The organism is Paenibacillus sp. D9, assembly GCF_001188365.1.
Classification (GTDB): domain Bacteria; phylum Bacillota; class Bacilli; order Paenibacillales; family Paenibacillaceae; genus Paenibacillus_O; species Paenibacillus_O humicus.
The window spans coordinates 3,613,190-3,631,990 of record NZ_JZEJ01000001.1 but is presented as its reverse complement, the minus strand read 5'-3'; the positions used below and the strand labels follow the sequence as shown (position 1 = coordinate 3,631,990).

Sequence of the window (18,801 nt, the reverse complement as noted above, 5' to 3'; positions counted from 1 at the left end):
ATTCTCTTAATCCGGGACGAATTGAGGTCCGGCATGACCGGGAGCCGTTGTGCTTCTCCTATGCATATGCGTCCCTTAGTGGCCTGGAGCAGAACCGATTCGCGCTTGTTTGTGAGTTTTTCATTGGTATGGATTGTTAATCTTTTATTCAGCAGGTTTGATATACTAGCATAATGAGATTCATTTTCCGAGCGGTTCACCCTATGAATTCGAAGAAAATTTGTGAACGGGAGGAAACAGCATGGACCATCAACAGATTTTTGTCCGCAACAACGTTCAAGTAACAGGCAGCGGCACCCAACATTTGATTTTTGCCCATGGCTTCGGCTGCGGTCAAAACATGTGGCGGTTCGTCGCACCTGCGTTCGAAGAACAATACAAGGTAGTCCTGTTTGACTTTGTCGGATCGGGCAAGTCGGACATCCGGGCCTATAACCCGGTCCGCTACGGCGATCTGGACGGATATGCCCAGGATGTATTGGATATATGCGAGGCGCTGGAGACCCGTGACGCTATTCTCGTGGGCCATTCCGTAGGCGCCATGATCGGCATCCTCGCTTCGATCCGCAGACCCGAATATTTTGAACGGCTGATATTGATTGGCCCTTCTGCCCGATATATAAACGACCTTCCCGATTATATAGGAGGGTTTGAACGCGAGGATCTGCTCGCTCTGCTGGATATGATGGACAAAAACGATCAGGGATGGGCCAGCTATCTGGCACCTGTCATTATGGGCAATCCGGGCCGCCCCCAATTGTCCGCCGAACTTGAGCGGAGCTTCTGCGCAACCGATCCGAAGGTGGCCCGGCGGTTTGCCGAAGCGACATTTCTCTCCGATTACCGGGGGGAGCTGGGACAGGTGAAGGTGCCTTCCTTGATTCTGCAATGCGCCGAGGATGTGATCGCACCGCTGGAAGCGGGGGCTTACATCACCCATCATATGCCGGGAGGCGAATTTCAGCTCATGGATGCCACCGGCCATTGTCCGCACATGAGCCATCCCGAGGAAACGATCAGGCTGATCCAAGCCTACTTGGCATCGGCCGGGAGCGCCCGAAAAGCCGAGCTCAGACGATAGCATGGACGAACAACTGGATCGTGCACCTTGCGGATATGTGTTGATGGACGACAATCGTGACGTTCGGGAGGTCAACGCCACGCTGTGCCGATTGCTGGGATATGAGAAACAGGGAATTTGCGGAAGCAGCTTCGAATCGCTGCTGACCCGTTCCAGCCAGGTTTTTTTCCAACTATATTTCCTTCCTCTCATCAAGCTGAACCGGAGCGTCGAGGAGATGTATTTGACTTTGAAAACGAGCAGCGGCGGGGTCCTTCCGGTGCTTCTGAACGCTTCGGGCGCGGAACGGGATGGCGGATGGGTATACGATTTCATTCTAATGCCCATATGCCGGAGGATGGATTATGAACAGCAGATTCAACAGGCCAAGAACGCTTCGCGCCAAGCCAGGGAAGAACTCGAGCGGATCGAGAAACTTCTGAAGCTGAAGCGTGATGAGCTTGCCAGGATACAGGGATCGACTCCTGTGGAATAAATGCAATACAGAAGCATCCCAAAAAAATGGCTGGACGAAAAAGCCGCCGGACTCGGTCAGAGGTCCGGCGGCTTTGATGCTTCCGGGACGGCACGGGCGTCTTGCCTGTAACAGGAACTTGAAATTTAAGCTCGAATATCTATTGCAATCGGATAGCAGAAAATTTCATGACAGAGGAGTATGATAACCATGATAAAAGGTTTTGGAGGAATATTTTGGAGAACTAAAAATCTTGAAGAAACAAAAAAATGGTACAGTGAAGTGTTGAAAATTGAGATTGAAAATTGGAATGGGACTGTGATAAAACCCCAATCAGGAAATGAGACGATCTTTTCTTTCTTCACCGAGAATGACAGCTATTTTCCAACAGAACAACAAGTGATGTTGAATTTCCAAGTATATCATCTAGACGAGACTATTGAGCATCTTGAACGTATTGGTGTACCTCTTGCAAAGAAAAAAGAGGCTAGTGAATTTGGAAAATTTATTTGGATTGAAGATCCCGACGGTCGACTTGTCGAGCTTTGGGAGAAATAACGAGTTGTCATTCATTTGCTATTGAGCTGACGGGGAAATTGCTTGATTGCGGCAGCTTCGCCCAACAGCGGCATAGCTCTTTTACTGTACCAAAGATTCCAAATCCGGCTGCAGCTTGGTCCGCAGGACATACAGCATGACGGCGCCGACAAGGAAAGCGACGGCATCCGCGATGACGAGCGACCAGACGACCCCGTGGAAGCCGTTCATTCGATTGGCGATATAGAGCACGGGAATCAGAGTGATTCCTTGAATAATGGACATAATAAACGCTGCCGTTCCTTGCGCTGTTGCTTGGAAGATTCCCGTGAACAACGTGGTCATTCCGGTAATGAACAAGGATAGGAACGTCACATGCAGAATGTAGCTGCCCATTTCAATCAATTGCGGGTCATTCGTAAACATGCCGATCAAGTGGTCGGAAATCAGATAGACGATGACGCCAAAAACGACTGCCAACGCCACAATCGCTTTGATTGTAAATCCAATGGCATGCTTCATGCGCAGTTTATTGGCTGTAAAGGTGAAGGCGATCAACGGTACGACTCCCTCGCACAGGCCCATCAGAATAAATTCGGGAAATTGCAATAAACGGGACGATACGCCATAAGCCGCTACGGCCTGATTCCCATAATCCACAAGATAATGGTTGAAGATGAGCGACATGGCTCCCAAGAAGATGCTCATGATAAAGACGGGGACTCCGATTTTGAATATATTGCCCAGAATGTCCATCGTCACCTTGAACCATTTTACGGAAATGGTTAAGAAGGAGCTCTTGTATCTGATATGAAAGGCAAAGAATACACCTGCCGCGAGGTTGGAAATGACCGTAGCGGACGCAACGCCGATCACACCCCAATGGAAGACGAAGATAACGAGCGCATCGAGAATAATATTGACGACAACACTGAGAATCATGCCGATCATCGACGTGACGGCTGCTCCTTCGGAGCGTACGATATTTTCCAATGTGAAGAATAACACGACGAAGGGCGACCCCATAAGCATGACGGTGACATAGTCCTTTGTGAAGCCGAAGGAGTCAGGCGTCGCCCCCAGCCCATGAACGATGGGATCGATTATCGGGAGGCCGACGGCCATCACAATTAGGCCGAGAAATAGACTGCTGTAAAAGGCGAATGAGGACACATGCTTGACAACATCATATTTTTTCTCGCCCAGCAAGCGGGAGATGAACGCGCCGCTGCCTATGCCAATCAAGTTGCCCAGCGCCATAATGGCCGCGAACAACGGCAAGGTCAGCGCGAGTGCGGTCAGCATGGCCGTATGGTGGAGGGTGCCGAGGAAATAGGCATTCAGGATGGAATAGATGACACCCATCGACGTGCCGAGCATCATCGGTACGGCGAAGTGAGCGACGGCTTTTGCGATTGGCGCTTTTTCGAAGTAGTGAAGGTTTTCTGCCTCCATGGAGATCACTGCTTTCTTCCTTTATTTTTTCTTGCACTCTAACGGTGTTAGATTGAACCTTACAGTGTTAGATGATATCATGAACCTATGCACCTGTAAAGCATAAACTTACACTGTTAGATAAAAGGGCGGATAAGGATGAAAAAGCAGCAGCCTCAAATTTCGGAGGATAAGATTTTGGCAACCTCGTGGGAGCTTCTGGGAGAGGATGGCATCGAGAAATTCAGCATGAGGCGATTGGCCGACCGGCTGGGAATCCAGGCTCCCTCTCTGTACTGGTACTTCAAGAGCAAGCAGAATCTGTACCAGCGTCTGGCGAACCAGGTTTCGAGAATGATTCTGGAGGAGTTCCACTCCGACGGAGACTGGAAGGAGCAGTTGACGGATCTTGCGGCAACGGTACGGAATGTGCTCAGCCGGTATCCCTGCTCCACGCAGCTCATGATGATGACGCTGCCCCACGAACCGGACATCATCCGGTTCACCAACCGCATGCTGCTCTGCGTGGAATCGACGCCGCTTGAGCAGGAGCAGAAGATGCAGGTGGTTACTACGCTAGTGAACTATGTCTTCTACTTTGTTCTGGACAATTATCAGCATGAGCGCAATGTTTCCGCTGTCCTTAAAGAACAGGAAGTGCTTCCGGGCGAGGAGATGGCTGCGCTGCTTGACTCCATGAGCGAGACGGAAGCGGGGCTGTTCCGGAGGATGTTCACGAACGGGCTGTTCGAGCTGATGGGGACCGACCGGGCTTTTGAGTTCGGATTGAAGCTGATTTTGCTGGGGATCGAGCAGGTCATTGTGGAGCAGGAGAAGTAGAACGCCGTAGTTTCGAATGAGCGGAATTCGCCAAGCAACGGCAAATTTTATGATGCGAAGCCTTTTTGAGATCGATTGGAGAGGTGAACATGGGAAATACGGATAAGTTTGAAAGGATAGCGGGCACATATGACACGCCGGAGAGAATCCATATCGCCAAGGTATCATCGGATGCCATTCGTGAACATTTAGCTGACGCTAAAAGCAAGAATGCAATCGATTTTGGATGCGGCACCGGTCTTGTCGGCATGAATTTGCTGAACGATTTTCATTCCATGCTGTTTCTGGATGCTTCACCGAACATGATGAATCAAATCCAGCAAAAAATTTCCGATTCCAATCTTTCGAATGCACATACACTATGCTTTGATTTTGAAAAGAGTGAGTTAACGGATTTACGTGCGGATTATATTTTCATGGCTCAGGTGCTGCTTCATATCGAGGATTACGAATTCATCCTATCCCGGTTATTTGACGTTCTCCATGAAGGAGGACATTTGCTTATCGTCGATTTCAATAAAAATGAACATATCGTTTCAGATCTCGTTCATAATGGATTCCATCAAGAGGAATTAATCGGCAAAATGACGAAAATGGGGTATGGAAACATTCAATCCAAAACTTTTTATGCCGGAGATAACTTGTTCATGGGACAGGATGCAACGATGTTTATACTTGATGCTCAAAAGTGACTTGCCGTGCAAGCAGTGCTGTGAGCCACACCGAAAATACCCGCGTTTTTTTGGGAATAATGAGATGAAAAGGAGAGATGGAAATGTCCTATATCGTTGACTTCAATCATGTGTCCACGGTTGGTCTAGAGTCTTCACCTGTAGCCGACGCGCTTGCTGGTCTGCGTGCCAATGAGGCCCGTTACTTTATGAACAAATACAAGCATGAATTTACGGTTGTTCCGGCAAGCGAAAGCCGGGAGACGCTGGATTATGTGAACCGGATTTTAAAAGAGGAACGGGGTATCGAGTTTGCGGCCAAACCGTTGGAAACGTCGCGTTTCCAAGTGGAGAACATCAAATTTGCCTACGTCTTTTATGAGGACGGTCTTTCGATCAATGTCATGTATACCGTAGATGACCCTAAGAAACGGGCCGTTGGCTTCAAGCTCTCAGAGGGGATGGACATACCGAAGGAGCTGGAAGAGAAGTTCAAGTTTGCCAGGCAGAAGTCTAAACTAGCGGGCACAATCCGGGGTTCGTTTTTCGTCATTAAGGGAGAATATTAAAGGTTCATGTCGTTCGGCATCCCACACGCAGCCAATGAGAAACAGTGGCATGTCCATGTGTGGAAGCCGTATTTCTCGTAACAACATCGGATAATCCATTCACGGTTAATTAAGAAGAGAGCAGCACGGAGCGGCAAGCACTCGTGCTGCTTTCGGTTTGATTCGCCTATTTCCACCAGGCCGACGATTGCGGAGCGCCGACAAGGACGGTTTGACCGAGCCTTGGCGTTGCGATCGCCACGCCTTGTTGGCTTGCTGCTGCAACGACACGCTCGATTGGATCGGTCCATTCGTGGAGAGCCAATGTAAAGGCGCCCCAGTGGATTGGAATCAGCAGATTCGCCTGCACATCAAGATGCGCCTGCACCGTCTGCTCCGGCATCATATGGATTGCTTCCCAGCTTGCATCGTACTGGCCGCATTCCATCATGGCAACGTCGAAAGGTCCGTACCGATCGCCGATTTCTTTAAAGTGGGGACCGTAACCGCTGTCTCCGCTGCAGAAGACGCTCTTGTGCCGACCTCTCACGACCCAGGAACACCAAAGAGTCGCATTTTGATCGACTCCGCGCCTGCCCGAGAAATGGCGCGCCGGCGTACAAGCGAGCTGCAGTCCTCCCAAGGCAGCGGTATCCCACCAACCGAGCTCCTCGATTTTGTCCGGATCTACGCCCCATCGAATTAAATGAGCCCTTACGCCGAGCGGTACGAAGAAGCGGCCGACCTTATCCTTGATCCGTTTGACGGTGCCGTAGTCGAGATGATCGTAGTGATCGTGGGTGATGAGTACGGCGTCCAGCGGCGGCAATTGCTCGGCATCCAGCGGCGGCCGACCGCTGAACCGTTTGCCTCCGAATAGCGGAAAGGGCGACGGTGCGCGGCCGAGCATCGGATCGACCAAGAGGGTCTGCCCCTCCATGTGCAGCAGAAACGTCGAATGTCCAAACCATACGATGCTCGTCTCATCGGAGCCCGTGAATTCAGCGGGATCGACCCGGTCGATCGGGAGTGCTGCAGCGGGCTTGCGATTATTCCCGCCTTTGATAAATTCCTTCGCCACGGCAATCATAGCAGCAGGACTGGCAGCGGTAGAGGTTGGAATGATGTTGTTGAATTTACGGCCGGAATATAAAGCTCCCTTTGCAACGAACGCCGAGCGCTCTTCACGGGATATCCGTCCGCCTAACGCCGGATAGAGTAGAAACGTTACATAAAGGGCGGCAATGACGCCAAAAGGAATAATGAACCACCACAAGCTGCATACCACCTTCGCTCCAGCATTCTTCAGTAGAACGGCAACAGACCCATCCGCAAATTCCGCGACTCGCTTTAGCTTTCATGCTGCCGTCATGGGACTCTCTTCCGATTCGGGGTGGTTTGAATCCGCCTTTGTTAGAACAACCTTATTCATCATAACCCTTCCGGCGAGAATTTGCGAAGCGGTCCTCTGCGTTCGTTCTTGGCTGGCCGAACCGCTTGGTTTCACAACAGCATTCAAACGCCATGGAAATAACCCTCAAGCTGTCTGGAAACTGCGATGCGGAGCAACTGCCGCCTCTAATCCAGCAAAGCCCATTTGTTACCGATGTCGAGTTTCAATGAATCCTCCGCGCCGAAAAAAGATCTTGGCAGAATGCCGGTTTTTCCGCTTGCACCTTACGCTGCGTCATGGTTCACAATAAAGATACCGGTAGAAAGCTAGCGCCAAAGAATGGAGAGGGGAATGAAGAGACAGTGGAAGACCGGGGATCTCGCCACTCTGACGGGGCTTACGGTTCGAACCTTGCGTTATTACGACCAGATCGGATTGTTCTCTCCATCGGGTCAGACGGAATCCGGCCACCGGCTGTACAGTGAAGCGGATCTGTCGTATTTGCACCAGATCTTGTCGCTGAAGGAGCTGGGGCTGTCTCTGGAGGAGATCAAGTCCGCTCTCGGCGGCGGGTGGATCAGTCCACTTGAGATCGTCCAGCTGCAGATCGGCCGGATCAAGGAGCAGATTCAAATGCAGCAGAAACGATTAGAGCTGCTGGGACATGCATCCAAGCTTTTGCAAGGCAAGGCGCCATTGACGGTTGAAGATTTCACGAGCCTTCTGCAAGCGATGAAGACGGGATTCGAGAAGCCCGTCCTCGAGCGGCAGATGAGCTGGGAGCGTAATCTGGATCAGTTGGGGGACTTTCTTGCCGAGAAGCAGAGTGACGAAACCTAAGGAGGAAGAACAATGAACGAACGATTTGTGAAGCATGCGACCTTTGTCGTCGAGAGGACTTATGCCGCTTCGCCGGAGCGGGTGTATCAGGCTTGGTCGGACCCGGTTGCGAAAGCCCGATGGTTCTCAAAGCCGGACATCTTCGATTTTCGGGTTGGCGGGCGAGAGTACAGCAGGGGCGGGCCGCCGGAAGGGCCTATTTTCACCTTCGATGCGAGCTACCAGGAGCTGATTCCGGAGCGGCGCATAGTGTACACCTACACCATGGATTCGAACGATATACGGATCTCCGTCTCGATGACTACGGTCGAGCTTATCGAGGTGGATGACGGCACCAAGCTGATCTTCACCGAGCAAGGCGCGTTTCTTGACGGACACGATACGCCGGAAATACGGGAACATGGGACAACCATCATGCTGGACGCTTTGGGCAAGATATTCCAAGGAGAGGCGTAAGCATTTCGTACGGCCAGCCTAGCCGCTGCTGGAAGTCCGGACGCCGCCATCAAGGCGCGGGCCGCATCGGGAGCATCGCTTTCGCACCTGAAAGAGTCGAATGAGCGCGGGAAGCGAGCATCTACTGGAACAATCATCATCATCTGCTGCACATGGTCCGTACGATGAACGGGAGGCTGATGTGGCTGAACCTGCTGCTTCTCTTCTGGCTGTCTCTTATTCCATTCACGACAGCCTGGATGGGAGAAAGCCATTTTGCAGCCACTCCGACAGCGCTGTACGGGATAATTCTATCGCTGGCGGCGCTCACCTACTGGCTTCTTCAGCGCGCGATTATGAACCAGCATGCCGGCGATTCCTCCTTTGTCATGCAGATGGGCAAAGACTGGAAAGGCAAGCTATCCCCTTTGCTCTACTTGCTCGCGGTCTTGACCGCATATGCGAGTCCGTGGATATCCGGCTTTTTTTTCGCGCTCGTCGCGGCGATCTGGTTCGTGCCGGACAAGCGAATCGAGCAGGCTTTGGGAGACCGCTGAGCGACGATCTTCAAATCTTGCTTGGGGCCGAGCTGTAACGATGTGTGTGGACCTGATTGCTTTCCAGCCGAACCGGCTTTGGAAAGCTTTTTTTCGTTGTTGAATGGCCTGCGCGTCTTGACGGTCCGCTTCCGCTTGCTGAGGCTCCGGCAGCAGATTTAGGCTTAGGTCGCATTGCGGCGGGTCTTTGGTCGGGGGGGAATACTGCACCGGGGTCGGTTCTGCTGAAGATGGAGCCATTGCTATAGTTCTAAATAGATTTATACATAAAAAAAGGAGCTGTCATTCATGAACCCGAATTTCCACCATGCACCCGCTGCAGGCACAGACAGAGAGAGGGAGCGTATTCGACTTGCCAGAAGGGGACTTCTCGTCTTCTTCTCCATGCTCATCCCGCTGTCCACGCTCGGCTACATCCTGGCTTTGAAAATTCCGATCTTTGTCCTGTTCCTTATGTGGACGCCCGGCTTGTCCTCCATCCTCGCGCGTCTGCTGCTGCGTGAAGGCACAGCGGACATCTCCTTGAAGACAGGGGGGAGGCGGACGTGGAGGACATTGCCTTTTATTTTGTTGTTTCCTGCCGTCATCGGCCTGTTCGCCTACGGGACGGCTTGGATTGCGGGACTGGTGGATTTCGCGGCCCCGGATTTCTTCATCAAGGCTCCGCCTGCAATTGTTTTCATAGGGCTCTTGCTGCTGCAGATGGTTGCCGGCACGGCAGTCGGGCTGATCGGCAGCGTCGGAGAAGAGCTCGGCTGGCGCGGGTATATGCTTACTAGGCTGATCGACGCCCGCGTTCCGCGCCCGATGCTCGCCAGCGGGATGATTTGGGGGGTATGGCATCTTCCCGTGATGATTGCCGGGCTGTATTATTCCGGTCCCTACCCTGTGCTCTCCGTAATTTTATTCATGGTATCGGTCACCTCTTTCGGCTTCATCATCGGACGCCTGAGGCTGACAACCGGCAGCATATGGCCTGCGGTCTTCCTGCATGCATCCTGGAATGCCATCATTCAGGACGTCTTCGATGCCTCCTCCAAAGGCGGAAATGCGCTGCTCTGGACGGGAGAATCGGGAATTTTGGTCGCTATTGCCTTGCTGGCAGCGGCATGGTTCATGTCGAGGAGGCCAATGAGCTTAAGGCCGTTCTGAAGAGAGGCGATGTTTAGGTTCGCAGCGGAGCGGTCCGAAGCTTCAACCGCTGAGTCGGCCGCATCTTTTTCTGTCGAATCGGTTCGCAAGCGAAAAGCTGGTCTCGGTTCGGACATTTCAAAGAAGTGTCCGTCCGTCGATAACGGCTACACGAATTCCCGATAGTCGCCGCTCAGCATCGCCGTCAGCATGCGGTAGAACAAGCCGTAGTCGGCCTCCAGGCATACCTCGGCGCTCGTCCTTTCGCCGCCGCTCCATGCGGGGGTGTTTTCGGGAGCAGGCCGCGTGTCGACGGCGCTGAAGCCGCGGTTGCTCTCGCTATGGCACTCGATCTCGACATGGCAGCGCTGCGAGCGGAGCATGAGCTCCGGCCGGATGCACATGGCGATCGTGACCGAGTCGGGATGGGTCACGCCGTTCAAGCCGTTTGCGAGGTTGAAGGCGAGCGCTTTGCGGTTGACTTGGCGATAGAAGCGGGCGATCGGCGTATCGATGCGTTCGAGCTTGGCCAGATCCTCGCCGCCGACAAGGGCGTAGCGGCAGCAGATGTCCCATCCGATCATGACGATAGGGAAACCGGCTTGGAAAACCATTTGAGCGGCATCCGGATCGACATAGAAGTTGAACTCCGCCGTTGCCGTAATATTGCCCCGGAAGTGGCAGGAGCCGCCCATGACCCATACTTTTTTGATTTTATGGACAATAGAGGGATCGAGCATGTAGGCGACTGCCAGATTGGTCAGAGGACCGTGCGCGACCAGCTCCAGCTCTCCCGGATGCTCGTTGATCAGCCGGACGATGGCGTTTGCCGCATGCTCGTCCTCGGCCTTGAGCGCAGGCGGCGGGAAGCCGGAATCTCCCATGCCGTCCGCTCCATGAACGTATGCGGCCTGTACCAGCGGGCGGAGCAGAGGCCGATCGCAGCCCTGGAACACAGGCACCTTTCCGCCTTTCCCCGCCTGTTCCACGGTTGTCAGCGCATTGAGGGTGCATTGCTCGACGGGAATATTGCCCATTACGGTCGTGATCGCTTCTACGCTCACGCCGGGCCAGAGCATGCCGAACAGCAGGGAAGTGACGTCGTCGCCGGCCGTGTCGGTATCGATGATCAAGCGGAGGTTCGTATTCATGGATGGGTTCGTTCCTTCCTGTCGGTCGATAGGGTCGTCCTTGTTGTCCACTTAGTATACGGTGTCCTTTCAAACCGATTCAAGCGGCGAAGGCTTTCGGGGCAGCCTGTTGTTCGTTTGTTCCCGGCATGAATTGCTGGTACCCTTTGAATGGTGATTGATCCATCATTCGAGAAGCTGGAAAGGGAACTGATCTCCGCGTATGAGCAGATTCTTTCTTCCCACCGACAGGAGACGCTCCTTCAGATGCAGGCGCTGACGATGCGGGAGAAGCCGATTCGGACGGCCATGAAGGCAGGGCTTGGGGAAGTCCGCCGCTTGGTGCAGGAGGCGTTCCGCTCTGCGGGGATTCCGGACCCGGAAGATCGAACGATTCTTTTTTGGCTCGGGGAATGCTTTGCAACGTATCCATGGCTTTGAATATGCCGAAACGGATGAAGGGCTGAGCAATCGGCCCTTTCTTTCCTGAAAATTGTGATTGACCAATCACTAACAAAGCGGTATAGTGGATTCAATAGTAAGTGATTAATCAATCACAAATAAGGAGGAAGCGAAATGAACAAGGCCATTGTCATCGGAGCTGCTGGAGGAACGGGTGCGGCAGTCACCGAGGAGCTGATCCGGAGGGGGATCCCGGTCATTGCCTTTGGCCGTTCCCTTCGCAAGCTGAGCCGCCTGGCGGAGCAGCTCGGCAATCCCGCTGCACTGACGCTGGCGACGGGAGACGCCTTTTCTGCCGATGAGGTTGAAGCAGCGTCGAAGGAAGCGGATGTCCTCTTCCATTGCGCCAACGTTCCCTATGAGGATATGGCCGAGCGCTTGCTTCCGCTGGGGGAGGCTGTCATGGAGGCAGCGAATCGGCTGCGTCTGAAGGTCGTCGTCATGGACGGCATTTACCCTTACGGGAGGAGACAGTCCGAATGGGTGAGCGAGTCCCATCCTAAGGAGCCTCATACCCGCAAAGGGCGGATCAGGCTGATGTACGGACAAATGATATTCGACCGGCGGTGGGAACATGCCCGTCCCTTGATCGTTCGGCTGCCGGATTATTACGGACCGTCGGCGAACCAGGCTTCCTACCTGGGCTCTACGATGGAAGCCGTCGCGGCCGGCAAGCCGGCCCTGTTTATTGGGAACATGCATGTGCCCCGCGAATACGTGTATTTGCCGGACGCGGCCAAAATGACCGTGGAGCTTGCGCTCAGGGACGATGCCTACGGAGAAGAATGGAACCTGCCTGGCGGAGGAGAAATCACGGGCTCTGACATCGTCCGCATCGCCAGACTGGCGAGCGGCGTATCCAAGCCTGTCATCCCGCTCGGCCGGATTGGGCTGTCCTTGCTAGGACTATTCGTGCCGGCCATGAAGGAAGTGGTGGAAATGCTCTACCTGACCAAGGAGCCGCTGCGTCTCAGCGGGGAAAAGTATGCGAGACGAATCGGTCCGATCACGGCCACGAGTTACGAGGAAGGCATCACGGCAACGATCGGCAGGCTCAAAGGAGCCAGTTCAGCGTCCCAGCCAATTCGTTTCAAGAGCATATCCCCTGGCAACACAAAGTAATCCTAGGTAATACAATCTTCCATATAATTGTTGAGGTGGACTTTCCTGGCGATGTTTCTAAGCCCTCCGCCGCTTTCTCAGCCGCTGCGTGAAGCGCTAATGTCAGAACGGATTCTGAAGCTGTACGCTGCTGCTAGTACGAACTGGATGTCGGGCTGCCCAATGTGCGCATAAATGCCTCTATAGAATCGGATAGCAACTCTGGATGCTTGAATCCGGCACTGGCAATGACGGCCTTGATATCGTGGACAAACTCCGCCATGCTGGCTGTAGAGGCATTCCCGAACCGGCTCTCCTCGGCAATGTCCCCGGTCTGCCTGCCTGCAGCTTCCCGGTATTCCTGCACCCAATCCTTGCGGGCCGAAGCGGTCTTGGCGAACGATTGCAGGATGCTGTTCCAGTCTTTTCCGCCGGTTATCGCTTCTTGCAGCTTGTCCATCGTTTTCGGTTCGAATTTCTTCATCATAGACGCCAAGTCGATATAATCGTCCGGAGCTCCAACAGGCCTTTGCGGCGGCGTTTCATAACGGATTTCATTCGTTTCAGGGTCTACGGTACGGGTTTTGGAGATCGCTCCGATTTGACGGATGGTCTGCATGAATTCAGCCGCATCGTTCTCCTTCATGTAGTTGTCCGCCATATACTTGGCTTGAGCAAAGCCTAATTCCGATAAAGCTGCCCGTTCCTCTTCTCCGGATACGTCGGTAATGAAATTGGATTGAATGATGCCGTATGCGGCCTCCCTCACCTCTGAGGGCTGACCGTCGAGAAGGCGATTCAGCGAATCATTGATTTGGGCGGTTCCAAAATAGATGGCCGAATGGTTCACCAGATCGGATGCCGCCAGTTCTCTGGCAGCCGGGCTGATCGCCACGGTATCCGTGTCATGCGACAGTTCGGGTATCGTGCCTGCGACCAAAGCCGGTTTATCGGCAGGCTGCTTGGAATTCAGGTACAAATTCACGTCATACGGGCTTGAGCTGTAGATCTTCATCCGACATGCACCCCTATCTCGATATTTATTCCGATTGTCCTCTACTTTTCTAATCTCGGATCGACATTCCATATTCTTAATATTAATGGACAAAAATAGAAATAAACTTTCCGTCTAGGCCTGCATTCATCTGCGGCCTTTTTGCGTTCATAGCCATGAAAGGCTTGGAATCGCCTTTCGCCAAAATAAAATGGGCCCCAATGAAAAATAGAGGGACCCTCAGTTGTATTCAAAGGGAAAGGGGGTGCGGATGTGCACCATTCATTTGAGCTCAATGAATCTGTGCGGCGGGCCTTGGACTTATATTCGCAAAGCTTGATTAAAATCGCCTTTGCCTATTTGAAAAATATAGCGGATGCAGAAGAAGTGGCGCAGGAAGTGTTTCTCGCCTATTTGCAAAAGCGCCCTGTATTCGAAAGCGGCGAGCATGAAAAAGCGTGGCTGATTCGAACCGCGATCAATAAAAGCAAAAATATGCTTAAAACGGGATGGTTCAGGAGCAGAAATCCGGTTCCGGAAAACCTGAGCTATCTCCCAAAGGAAGAAAACGAGATTTTGCAGGCGGTGCTCGCCTTGGACAAGAAATATCGGATCCCGATTCACTTGCACTATTATGAGGGGTATTCGATCCAGGAAATTGCCGTCATTATGCAGTCGAAATCCGCAACGGTAGGTACATGGCTGGCAAGAGGACGCTCCCTCTTGAAAGAGAAGATTGGAGGCCTGGAAGATGAAAAAATCGGTTTATAAATCGGCTATGTCCGGTGTGAAGACGAGCGGGAATTTTAATGAAGCCACGTATGAGAAGCTGATGCGGGAAATGGATAGGACCACGAAAGCCAAGGAGAACATTCAAAAAGGGGAGCTGCACATGGAAAAAGCGAAGAAAAGAAAGGCAGCAGGCTGGGCCGTTGGAATCGCGGCGTGCGCGGCGTTGTCGGTCGGCATCCTGACGATGAACCAACCGGCCCCAACGACTGCCCCCGAGCCCACGCAGGTTGCAACTAAGCCTCCTGTCATGGGGAAAGTCGCCGTCAATATCGATGGTGTCATCTCCGAAGTGAGCGCTGACGGCAAAAGCTTCAAAATAGGCGACCTGTGGGTAACGGTAACGGATCAAACCAAGCTGGGCATCGACGGTCCAACGGCCGCCAAGCCATCGGAAGAGCTGCTGCAGAAGGAATTTAAAGTCGGGAATGCCGTGTCCGGCTATACTTCACAGGATGTCGGCGCCGGCAAGGTGACGGCTGATGTGATCTACAACAATATAGCCCCGCAACATTAACTCCTTAGTTGGCAGAATAGACGCTGATGGGCGGCAACTTGCCGGGATGGGAAGGCCTAATTCATTCAGGTTCTTCTTCCGATATTGGGTTGGAAACCCAATTTCAACTTTAATTAGGAGAGGTTCCTATGTCGTCTATTTCCGCTGTGCCGAAAACGGATAGAGGGTCGAATAAAATCACTTCAAGCCCCGCACAGGATAAGGAAATCCAGCAGCTCAATAAACAAAGGGCAAAAATACAGGAAGAGCTGGCCAGCGTCAGCAGCAACAAAGAGATGGATTCCAAGCTGAAAATGGAGCGGGTAAAGTCGCTGACAAGCGGCATGCAGCAAATTGACTCCAGAATTTCTGAAATCAGGATGGAGAATCTGAAGAGGAGCGCTCCTGAAACACGGTCGCCTGAACCGGCTTCTCCTCCGGCCAAAACGGCCCATGATCCACACCTTGCCGTTATTATCGAGAAGAGCTCTTCTCTGACCGAGTTGAACAAATCGGTTGGGTTGCGAGCCAAGATGGGCGGTGAAATCAAAACCTTGGAGGGCGGAGTCCGATCCGACCGCACCATGCTGGAGGCGGGTCCCTCGGATGACGGGGGAAGATCGGCAATGCTCCAGAATGCGGAAGAAACCGTCTATAAGATGAAGCGGGAAATGGTGCAGGAAATACATTCTCAGATCCATGTCGTGGATAAAAAAATGGATGAGCTTATTTCCGAGATCAATGACATCTCCAATAGCAGCGAGGACAACATGAAATCGAATGGCGCGGTCCTTCCGGAAGATGAAGACGAGAACGGCAGCCCTTCGAAATCCAAGGAGCTGCAGGCTGCCGACGTTGGTTCTGCCGGCTCGCTGCGCCCGGCAGCAGCTTCCATCGATATCCGAGTATAAGCCATGAATGCCCAGGAAGCCCGACGATCAGGCTGAGCCTCAAAAAACCGTTCCGGCAAGCCGGAACGGCTTTTTGCTGCGGGTGTCCGATCAGCTCGGCAGCCGTCCGGATTCCGGCGTCTCCCGCGGCCGTCCGCGCTCCATCCGCAGCGACATGACGAAGCAGAGCAGCAGGACAATGCTGGCGAGCGTATACGGATAATGAATATTCACATCGAACAGTACTCCGGCGATGATCGGTCCGGCAATGTTGCCGAGGCTGGTGAACGCTGAATTCAAGCCGGCTACGTAGCCCTGCTCGTTTTTGGCGAGCAGGGACATCTGGGTGCTGATGGCGGGCCGCAGGATGTCGATCGCCAGAAAGACGATGAACGTCACGGCGAAGATGAGCCAGAACGTATGCACGAACAAGGTCATCAGGATAAAGAAGCCGGCAAACAGAAGACAGGTGGTAATGACGCGCTTCTCGCCGAATCGATTCAGAATCCGGCCGAAGGCCGTAACCTGGACGACGGCGCCGGCGATGGAGCCGAACGTGATGATGAAGGCGATGTCCTTCGGCCCGAAACCGAACTGCTGGTCCACGAACAGGCCGAACACCGTTTCGAAGTTGGCGAGTCCGAACGACAAGGTGAACACGATGATCAGACTGAGGAAATAAGACTGGCGATGCGCCGTCACGAGCTGGGCGGCCAGGCCCTTCTGCGGATTGCCCGAAGAAGGGGCTGCATCGGTAGGCGCCTCGGCCTCGGCAGCCGGATTGGATTCCTGCAGGACGAAAAAGGTAAGGCAAGCGGCGGCGAGTCCCGCTGCGGCTGCGGCATAGAAAGGAACGCGCAGGCCGAACTCGGCGATGTAGCCGCCGATTCCGGGCCCGATAATGAAGCCGGTCGTAATGGCCGCGTTGATGTAGCCCATCCCGGCTGCGCGCTCTTCGCGAGTCGTGACATCCGCCGCATAGGCCATGACCGCCGGCATGATCAAGGCGGCGCTGACGCCGCCGAGCAGCCGGGAGGCGAACAGCAGCCATGGCTGCTCGGCCAGGCCGAACAAAGCCTCCGACACGGCGAACACCGTCATGCCGGCGACGATCATCCTTTTGCGGCCGAACGCATCGGCCAGGCGGCCCGCCAGCGGCGAGAACAGCAGCTGGGTGAGCGAGAAGGCGGCTACAAGCAGCCCGACCATGCTGCCCGTGATGCCAAGCAGCTCCATGAACTTCGGCATGATCGGAATGACGAGGCCGATTCCCGTAAACACTAAAAACAGATTGAGCATAAGGAGCAGGATGGCTCCGCGTTTCTTCAGCAATAGAGTCATGATGTTGATCCCCCTGTGTAAGTGCGCTTGAATCCTGAATATTCGTTCTAGATTATGGCGAAAAAAAGGCGGCTAACGGGCCGCCTTGGCGATGCCGTGCAAGAGCATCTCCATAGCTGTTCGATACGCCGCAAGCGCTTCGTCGCGCTGCATCCGCCGGGTATGCTGGCTGAGGCCGTACAGCAGGCTGTCCAGAATCATGGCCGCGGCACCCACGTCCGCGACGGCAAATTCTCCGCTGTCGATTCCTTTCTGAAGCAGCTGGCGGTTGAAGAGAAGATACCCCTGGACGATCTCGTTCATCCGTTCTTCCACATCCGATGTTTTGTCCGAAAGGTTGAAAAATTCGTCGACGGCTTTGGCCAGCGGGTGGTTCCACTGATCGAGAGCCAGATGCTCGGCCATCCCGTACAGCTTCTCGATTGCGGTCTCGTAGCGGTGCTCCTGCGCCAGCCATGTTTCTTCCCATTCCAGGTTCCATTCATCCAGCAGATGGAGAATAAGGCCTTCCTTGTTCTTGAAATGGTAATAGATGTTGCCGGCGCTGCAGCCGGTCGCCTTGACGATCTCGTCGATCGACGTGGCCTTGTATCCTTTTTGAATGAACAGCGTCCGCGCTGCTTCGGCGATCTTTTTCTTGGTCTGCTCGGTCTGCTGCTGCTTTTTGTTCATCGCGGCGTCACCTCGATTCGGGCGGTGAAATAATACTGAACATTTATTCAGTATTATAGAAGAATAGGCGCACAGGTTCAACCCTAGGATGCCGATTCCGCTCCTGGTATATTCCGGCCGATGGCGGCGGGATGGGCGAACCGTGGCAGGTGGGGCGGATATCAGGGCCAGACGGGAGAAGGATGCACAGGCGCAGGCGAAAAAAAGCCGAAGCGGTCAAGCCGCTTCGGCTTCTCCTCCTCAATTACAGGGTCAGTCCGCCGTCGGCAAGCACGATCGAGCCGGTCATGTAGCTGGCGCGGTCGGAGGCGAGGAAGCAGACGACCTCTGCCAGCTCCTCCGGCTGGGCGTAGCGTCCCATCCGCATGTTGGCGACTTCCTCCGGCACGTAGCCGCCGGACATGAACGCCTGCTCCACGCCCTTGGTCAGCGCCGTCTCGACTCCGCCCGGGCAGATGCCGTTGACGCGGATGCCCTTCTTCACGTATTCCATCGCCGCGCCTTTTGTCAGGCCGACGACCGCATGCTTGCTGGCGGAATACGCCGAAGCGCTGTGCTCGCTTTTTACGCCTGCGGTGGAGGCGGTATTGATGATTGCGCCGCTCTCCTGCTTCTCCATGACCTGGAGGACGTATTTCAGGCCGAGGAATACGCCGCGCACGTTCACGCTCATGATCCGGTCGAACTCGCTCTCCTCGATATCCGCCAGCTTGGAAAATTTCTGCACGACGCCTGCGTTGTTGAAGAACACGTCGATGCGGCCGAAGGCGTCCAGAGCCGCCTGCACATAGCGCCGGACGTCCTCGGCTTTCGACACGTCGGCCTGCACGAAGACCGCTTCGCCGCCTTGCTCCTGAATGAGGCGCACCGTCTCCCGGCCTGTCGCCTCGTTGAAGTCGACGACGACGAGCTTCGCTCCGCAGCCTGCCATCTTCAGGCTGGTGGCGCGGCCGATGCCGCTTCCCGCTCCCGTAACAACCGCAATTTTATGGTCCAACATATGCG

21 protein-coding genes and 1 pseudogene are annotated in these 18,801 nt (G+C 53.9%); 15 read left to right on the top strand and 7 right to left on the bottom strand.

Going from position 1 to position 18,801, the window contains the following annotated elements; translation table 11 throughout:
• Positions 1-241: 241 nt before the first annotated feature.
• The 3 genes from VE23_RS16305 (at position 242) to VE23_RS16295 (ending at position 2,093) form a co-directional block, all read left to right on the top strand.
• Positions 242-1,081: an alpha/beta fold hydrolase gene (locus VE23_RS16305; protein ID WP_049868575.1), complete on the top strand. Its 840-nt coding sequence runs from the start codon at positions 242-244 to the stop codon at positions 1,079-1,081.
• A gap of 1 nt (position 1,082) precedes the next feature.
• The gene (locus VE23_RS16300; RefSeq protein ID WP_069202488.1) at positions 1,083-1,556 is read left to right on the top strand and encodes a PAS domain S-box protein; all 474 of its coding nucleotides are present in this window, start codon (positions 1,083-1,085) and stop codon (positions 1,554-1,556) included.
• A 189-nt stretch (positions 1,557-1,745) separates the two neighbouring features.
• A complete protein-coding gene (locus tag VE23_RS16295; RefSeq protein ID WP_048745108.1) occupies positions 1,746-2,093 on the top strand; it encodes a VOC family protein in 348 nt (115 codons plus the stop codon).
• An 81-nt stretch (positions 2,094-2,174) separates the two neighbouring features.
• Here VE23_RS16295 and VE23_RS16290 read toward each other — a convergent pair whose 3' ends face one another.
• Positions 2,175-3,527: an MATE family efflux transporter gene (locus VE23_RS16290; protein WP_048745114.1), complete on the bottom strand. Its 1,353-nt coding sequence runs from the start codon at positions 3,525-3,527 to the stop codon at positions 2,175-2,177.
• Positions 3,528-3,665: 138 nt separating this feature from the next.
• Here VE23_RS16290 and VE23_RS16285 point away from each other — a divergent pair, with 138 nt between their 5' ends.
• The 3 genes from VE23_RS16285 to VE23_RS16275 all read left to right on the top strand — a co-directional run bounded on the left by VE23_RS16285 (position 3,666) and on the right by VE23_RS16275 (position 5,586).
• Positions 3,666-4,346 carry a TetR/AcrR family transcriptional regulator gene (locus tag VE23_RS16285; protein WP_048745109.1) on the top strand — a complete coding sequence of 227 codons (681 nt, stop codon included), beginning with the start codon at positions 3,666-3,668 and terminating at the stop codon, positions 4,344-4,346.
• An 89-nt stretch (positions 4,347-4,435) separates the two neighbouring features.
• Entirely contained in the window at positions 4,436-5,038 is a 603-nt protein-coding gene (locus tag VE23_RS16280; RefSeq protein WP_049868573.1) for a class I SAM-dependent methyltransferase, read from the top strand.
• 83 nt (positions 5,039-5,121) lie between these two features.
• Positions 5,122-5,586 carry a hypothetical protein gene (locus tag VE23_RS16275; RefSeq protein ID WP_048745110.1) on the top strand — a complete coding sequence of 155 codons (465 nt, stop codon included), beginning with the start codon at positions 5,122-5,124 and terminating at the stop codon, positions 5,584-5,586.
• A 166-nt stretch (positions 5,587-5,752) separates the two neighbouring features.
• On the opposite strand, the gene VE23_RS16270 is transcribed toward VE23_RS16275, so the two are convergent.
• Positions 5,753-6,841, bottom strand: coding sequence for an MBL fold metallo-hydrolase (locus tag VE23_RS16270; RefSeq protein WP_049868572.1), 1,089 nt, complete (start codon positions 6,839-6,841; stop codon positions 5,753-5,755).
• Between the two features lie 468 nt (positions 6,842-7,309).
• Between VE23_RS16270 and VE23_RS16265 the strand changes: the two genes are divergently transcribed.
• From VE23_RS16265 to VE23_RS16250, 4 genes and pseudogenes are all read left to right on the top strand, one after another.
• The gene (locus tag VE23_RS16265; protein ID WP_049868571.1) at positions 7,310-7,798 is read left to right on the top strand and encodes a MerR family transcriptional regulator; all 489 of its coding nucleotides are present in this window, start codon (positions 7,310-7,312) and stop codon (positions 7,796-7,798) included.
• Between the two features lie 12 nt (positions 7,799-7,810).
• Positions 7,811-8,254: an SRPBCC family protein gene (locus VE23_RS16260; protein WP_021878138.1), complete on the top strand. Its 444-nt coding sequence runs from the start codon at positions 7,811-7,813 to the stop codon at positions 8,252-8,254.
• Between the two features lie 119 nt (positions 8,255-8,373).
• Positions 8,374-8,790 (top strand): annotated as a pseudogene (locus VE23_RS16255) (TMEM175 family protein); the annotation flags it as partial.
• A gap of 288 nt (positions 8,791-9,078) precedes the next feature.
• The gene (locus VE23_RS16250) at positions 9,079-9,942 is read left to right on the top strand and encodes a type II CAAX endopeptidase family protein (RefSeq protein ID WP_069202487.1); all 864 of its coding nucleotides are present in this window, start codon (positions 9,079-9,081) and stop codon (positions 9,940-9,942) included.
• Between the two features lie 146 nt (positions 9,943-10,088).
• Here the strand turns inward: VE23_RS16250 and VE23_RS16245 are convergent, their stop codons facing one another.
• Entirely contained in the window at positions 10,089-11,072 is a 984-nt protein-coding gene (locus tag VE23_RS16245; protein WP_048743552.1) for a nucleoside hydrolase, read from the bottom strand.
• Between the two features lie 150 nt (positions 11,073-11,222).
• On the opposite strand from VE23_RS16245, the gene VE23_RS16240 reads away from it, so the two are divergent.
• Together VE23_RS16240 and VE23_RS16235 are read left to right on the top strand one after the other, a co-directional pair.
• Entirely contained in the window at positions 11,223-11,492 is a 270-nt protein-coding gene (locus VE23_RS16240) for a hypothetical protein (protein WP_049868570.1), read from the top strand.
• 135 nt (positions 11,493-11,627) lie between these two features.
• Positions 11,628-12,635 carry an SDR family NAD(P)-dependent oxidoreductase gene (locus tag VE23_RS16235; protein ID WP_048743551.1) on the top strand — a complete coding sequence of 336 codons (1,008 nt, stop codon included), beginning with the start codon at positions 11,628-11,630 and terminating at the stop codon, positions 12,633-12,635.
• Between the two features lie 133 nt (positions 12,636-12,768).
• Here the strand turns inward: VE23_RS16235 and VE23_RS16230 are convergent, their stop codons facing one another.
• The gene (locus tag VE23_RS16230; protein WP_049868569.1) at positions 12,769-13,629 is read right to left on the bottom strand and encodes a hypothetical protein; all 861 of its coding nucleotides are present in this window, start codon (positions 13,627-13,629) and stop codon (positions 12,769-12,771) included.
• 252 nt (positions 13,630-13,881) lie between these two features.
• Between VE23_RS16230 and VE23_RS16225 the strand changes: the two genes are divergently transcribed.
• From VE23_RS16225 to VE23_RS16215, 3 genes are all read left to right on the top strand, one after another.
• Positions 13,882-14,379: an RNA polymerase sigma factor gene (locus tag VE23_RS16225; RefSeq protein WP_048743549.1), complete on the top strand. Its 498-nt coding sequence runs from the start codon at positions 13,882-13,884 to the stop codon at positions 14,377-14,379.
• Positions 14,360-14,914, top strand: a complete 555-nt coding sequence (locus VE23_RS16220) for a hypothetical protein (RefSeq protein WP_049868568.1) — start codon at positions 14,360-14,362, stop codon at positions 14,912-14,914. The genes VE23_RS16225 and VE23_RS16220 overlap by 20 nt, the downstream gene beginning before the upstream one ends.
• A 146-nt stretch (positions 14,915-15,060) precedes the next feature.
• Entirely contained in the window at positions 15,061-15,804 is a 744-nt protein-coding gene (locus VE23_RS16215; RefSeq protein WP_198156184.1) for a FlxA-like family protein, read from the top strand.
• A gap of 90 nt (positions 15,805-15,894) precedes the next feature.
• Here VE23_RS16215 and VE23_RS16210 read toward each other — a convergent pair whose 3' ends face one another.
• The 3 genes from VE23_RS16210 to VE23_RS16200 form a co-directional block, all read right to left on the bottom strand.
• Positions 15,895-17,124, bottom strand: a complete 1,230-nt coding sequence (locus VE23_RS16210) for an MFS transporter (RefSeq protein WP_049868566.1) — start codon at positions 17,122-17,124, stop codon at positions 15,895-15,897.
• Positions 17,125-17,196: 72 nt separating this feature from the next.
• Positions 17,197-17,796, bottom strand: a complete 600-nt coding sequence (locus VE23_RS16205; RefSeq protein WP_048743543.1) for a TetR/AcrR family transcriptional regulator — start codon at positions 17,794-17,796, stop codon at positions 17,197-17,199.
• Positions 17,797-18,040: 244 nt separating this feature from the next.
• The gene (locus VE23_RS16200; RefSeq protein WP_021878151.1) at positions 18,041-18,796 is read right to left on the bottom strand and encodes an SDR family NAD(P)-dependent oxidoreductase; all 756 of its coding nucleotides are present in this window, start codon (positions 18,794-18,796) and stop codon (positions 18,041-18,043) included.
• Positions 18,797-18,801: the final 5 nt, after the last annotated feature.

What these genes read in the sequence shown, in the direction of transcription:
- VE23_RS16205 (WP_048743543.1), bottom strand. Translation starts at nt 17,796, where the DNA reads ATGAACAAAAAGCAGCAGCAGACCGAGCAGACCAAGAAAAAGATCGCC.
- VE23_RS16200 (WP_021878151.1), bottom strand. Translation starts at nt 18,796, where the DNA reads ATGTTGGACCATAAAATTGCGGTTGTTACGGGAGCGGGAAGCGGCATC.
- VE23_RS16220 (WP_049868568.1), top strand. Translation starts at nt 14,360, where the DNA reads ATGAAAAAATCGGTTTATAAATCGGCTATGTCCGGTGTGAAGACGAGC.
- VE23_RS16275 (WP_048745110.1), top strand. Translation starts at nt 5,122, where the DNA reads ATGTCCTATATCGTTGACTTCAATCATGTGTCCACGGTTGGTCTAGAG.
- VE23_RS16260 (WP_021878138.1), top strand. Translation starts at nt 7,811, where the DNA reads ATGAACGAACGATTTGTGAAGCATGCGACCTTTGTCGTCGAGAGGACT.
- VE23_RS16280 (WP_049868573.1), top strand. Translation starts at nt 4,436, where the DNA reads ATGGGAAATACGGATAAGTTTGAAAGGATAGCGGGCACATATGACACG.
- VE23_RS16300 (WP_069202488.1), top strand. Translation starts at nt 1,083, where the DNA reads ATGGACGAACAACTGGATCGTGCACCTTGCGGATATGTGTTGATGGAC.
- VE23_RS16265 (WP_049868571.1), top strand. Translation starts at nt 7,310, where the DNA reads ATGAAGAGACAGTGGAAGACCGGGGATCTCGCCACTCTGACGGGGCTT.
- VE23_RS16295 (WP_048745108.1), top strand. Translation starts at nt 1,746, where the DNA reads ATGATAAAAGGTTTTGGAGGAATATTTTGGAGAACTAAAAATCTTGAA.
- VE23_RS16245 (WP_048743552.1), bottom strand. Translation starts at nt 11,072, where the DNA reads ATGAATACGAACCTCCGCTTGATCATCGATACCGACACGGCCGGCGAC.
- VE23_RS16240 (WP_049868570.1), top strand. Translation starts at nt 11,223, where the DNA reads ATGGTGATTGATCCATCATTCGAGAAGCTGGAAAGGGAACTGATCTCC.
- VE23_RS16235 (WP_048743551.1), top strand. Translation starts at nt 11,628, where the DNA reads ATGAACAAGGCCATTGTCATCGGAGCTGCTGGAGGAACGGGTGCGGCA.
- VE23_RS16250 (WP_069202487.1), top strand. Translation starts at nt 9,079, where the DNA reads ATGAACCCGAATTTCCACCATGCACCCGCTGCAGGCACAGACAGAGAG.
- VE23_RS16285 (WP_048745109.1), top strand. Translation starts at nt 3,666, where the DNA reads ATGAAAAAGCAGCAGCCTCAAATTTCGGAGGATAAGATTTTGGCAACC.
- VE23_RS16290 (WP_048745114.1), bottom strand. Translation starts at nt 3,527, where the DNA reads ATGGAGGCAGAAAACCTTCACTACTTCGAAAAAGCGCCAATCGCAAAA.
- VE23_RS16305 (WP_049868575.1), top strand. Translation starts at nt 242, where the DNA reads ATGGACCATCAACAGATTTTTGTCCGCAACAACGTTCAAGTAACAGGC.
- VE23_RS16210 (WP_049868566.1), bottom strand. Translation starts at nt 17,124, where the DNA reads ATGACTCTATTGCTGAAGAAACGCGGAGCCATCCTGCTCCTTATGCTC.
- VE23_RS16230 (WP_049868569.1), bottom strand. Translation starts at nt 13,629, where the DNA reads ATGAAGATCTACAGCTCAAGCCCGTATGACGTGAATTTGTACCTGAAT.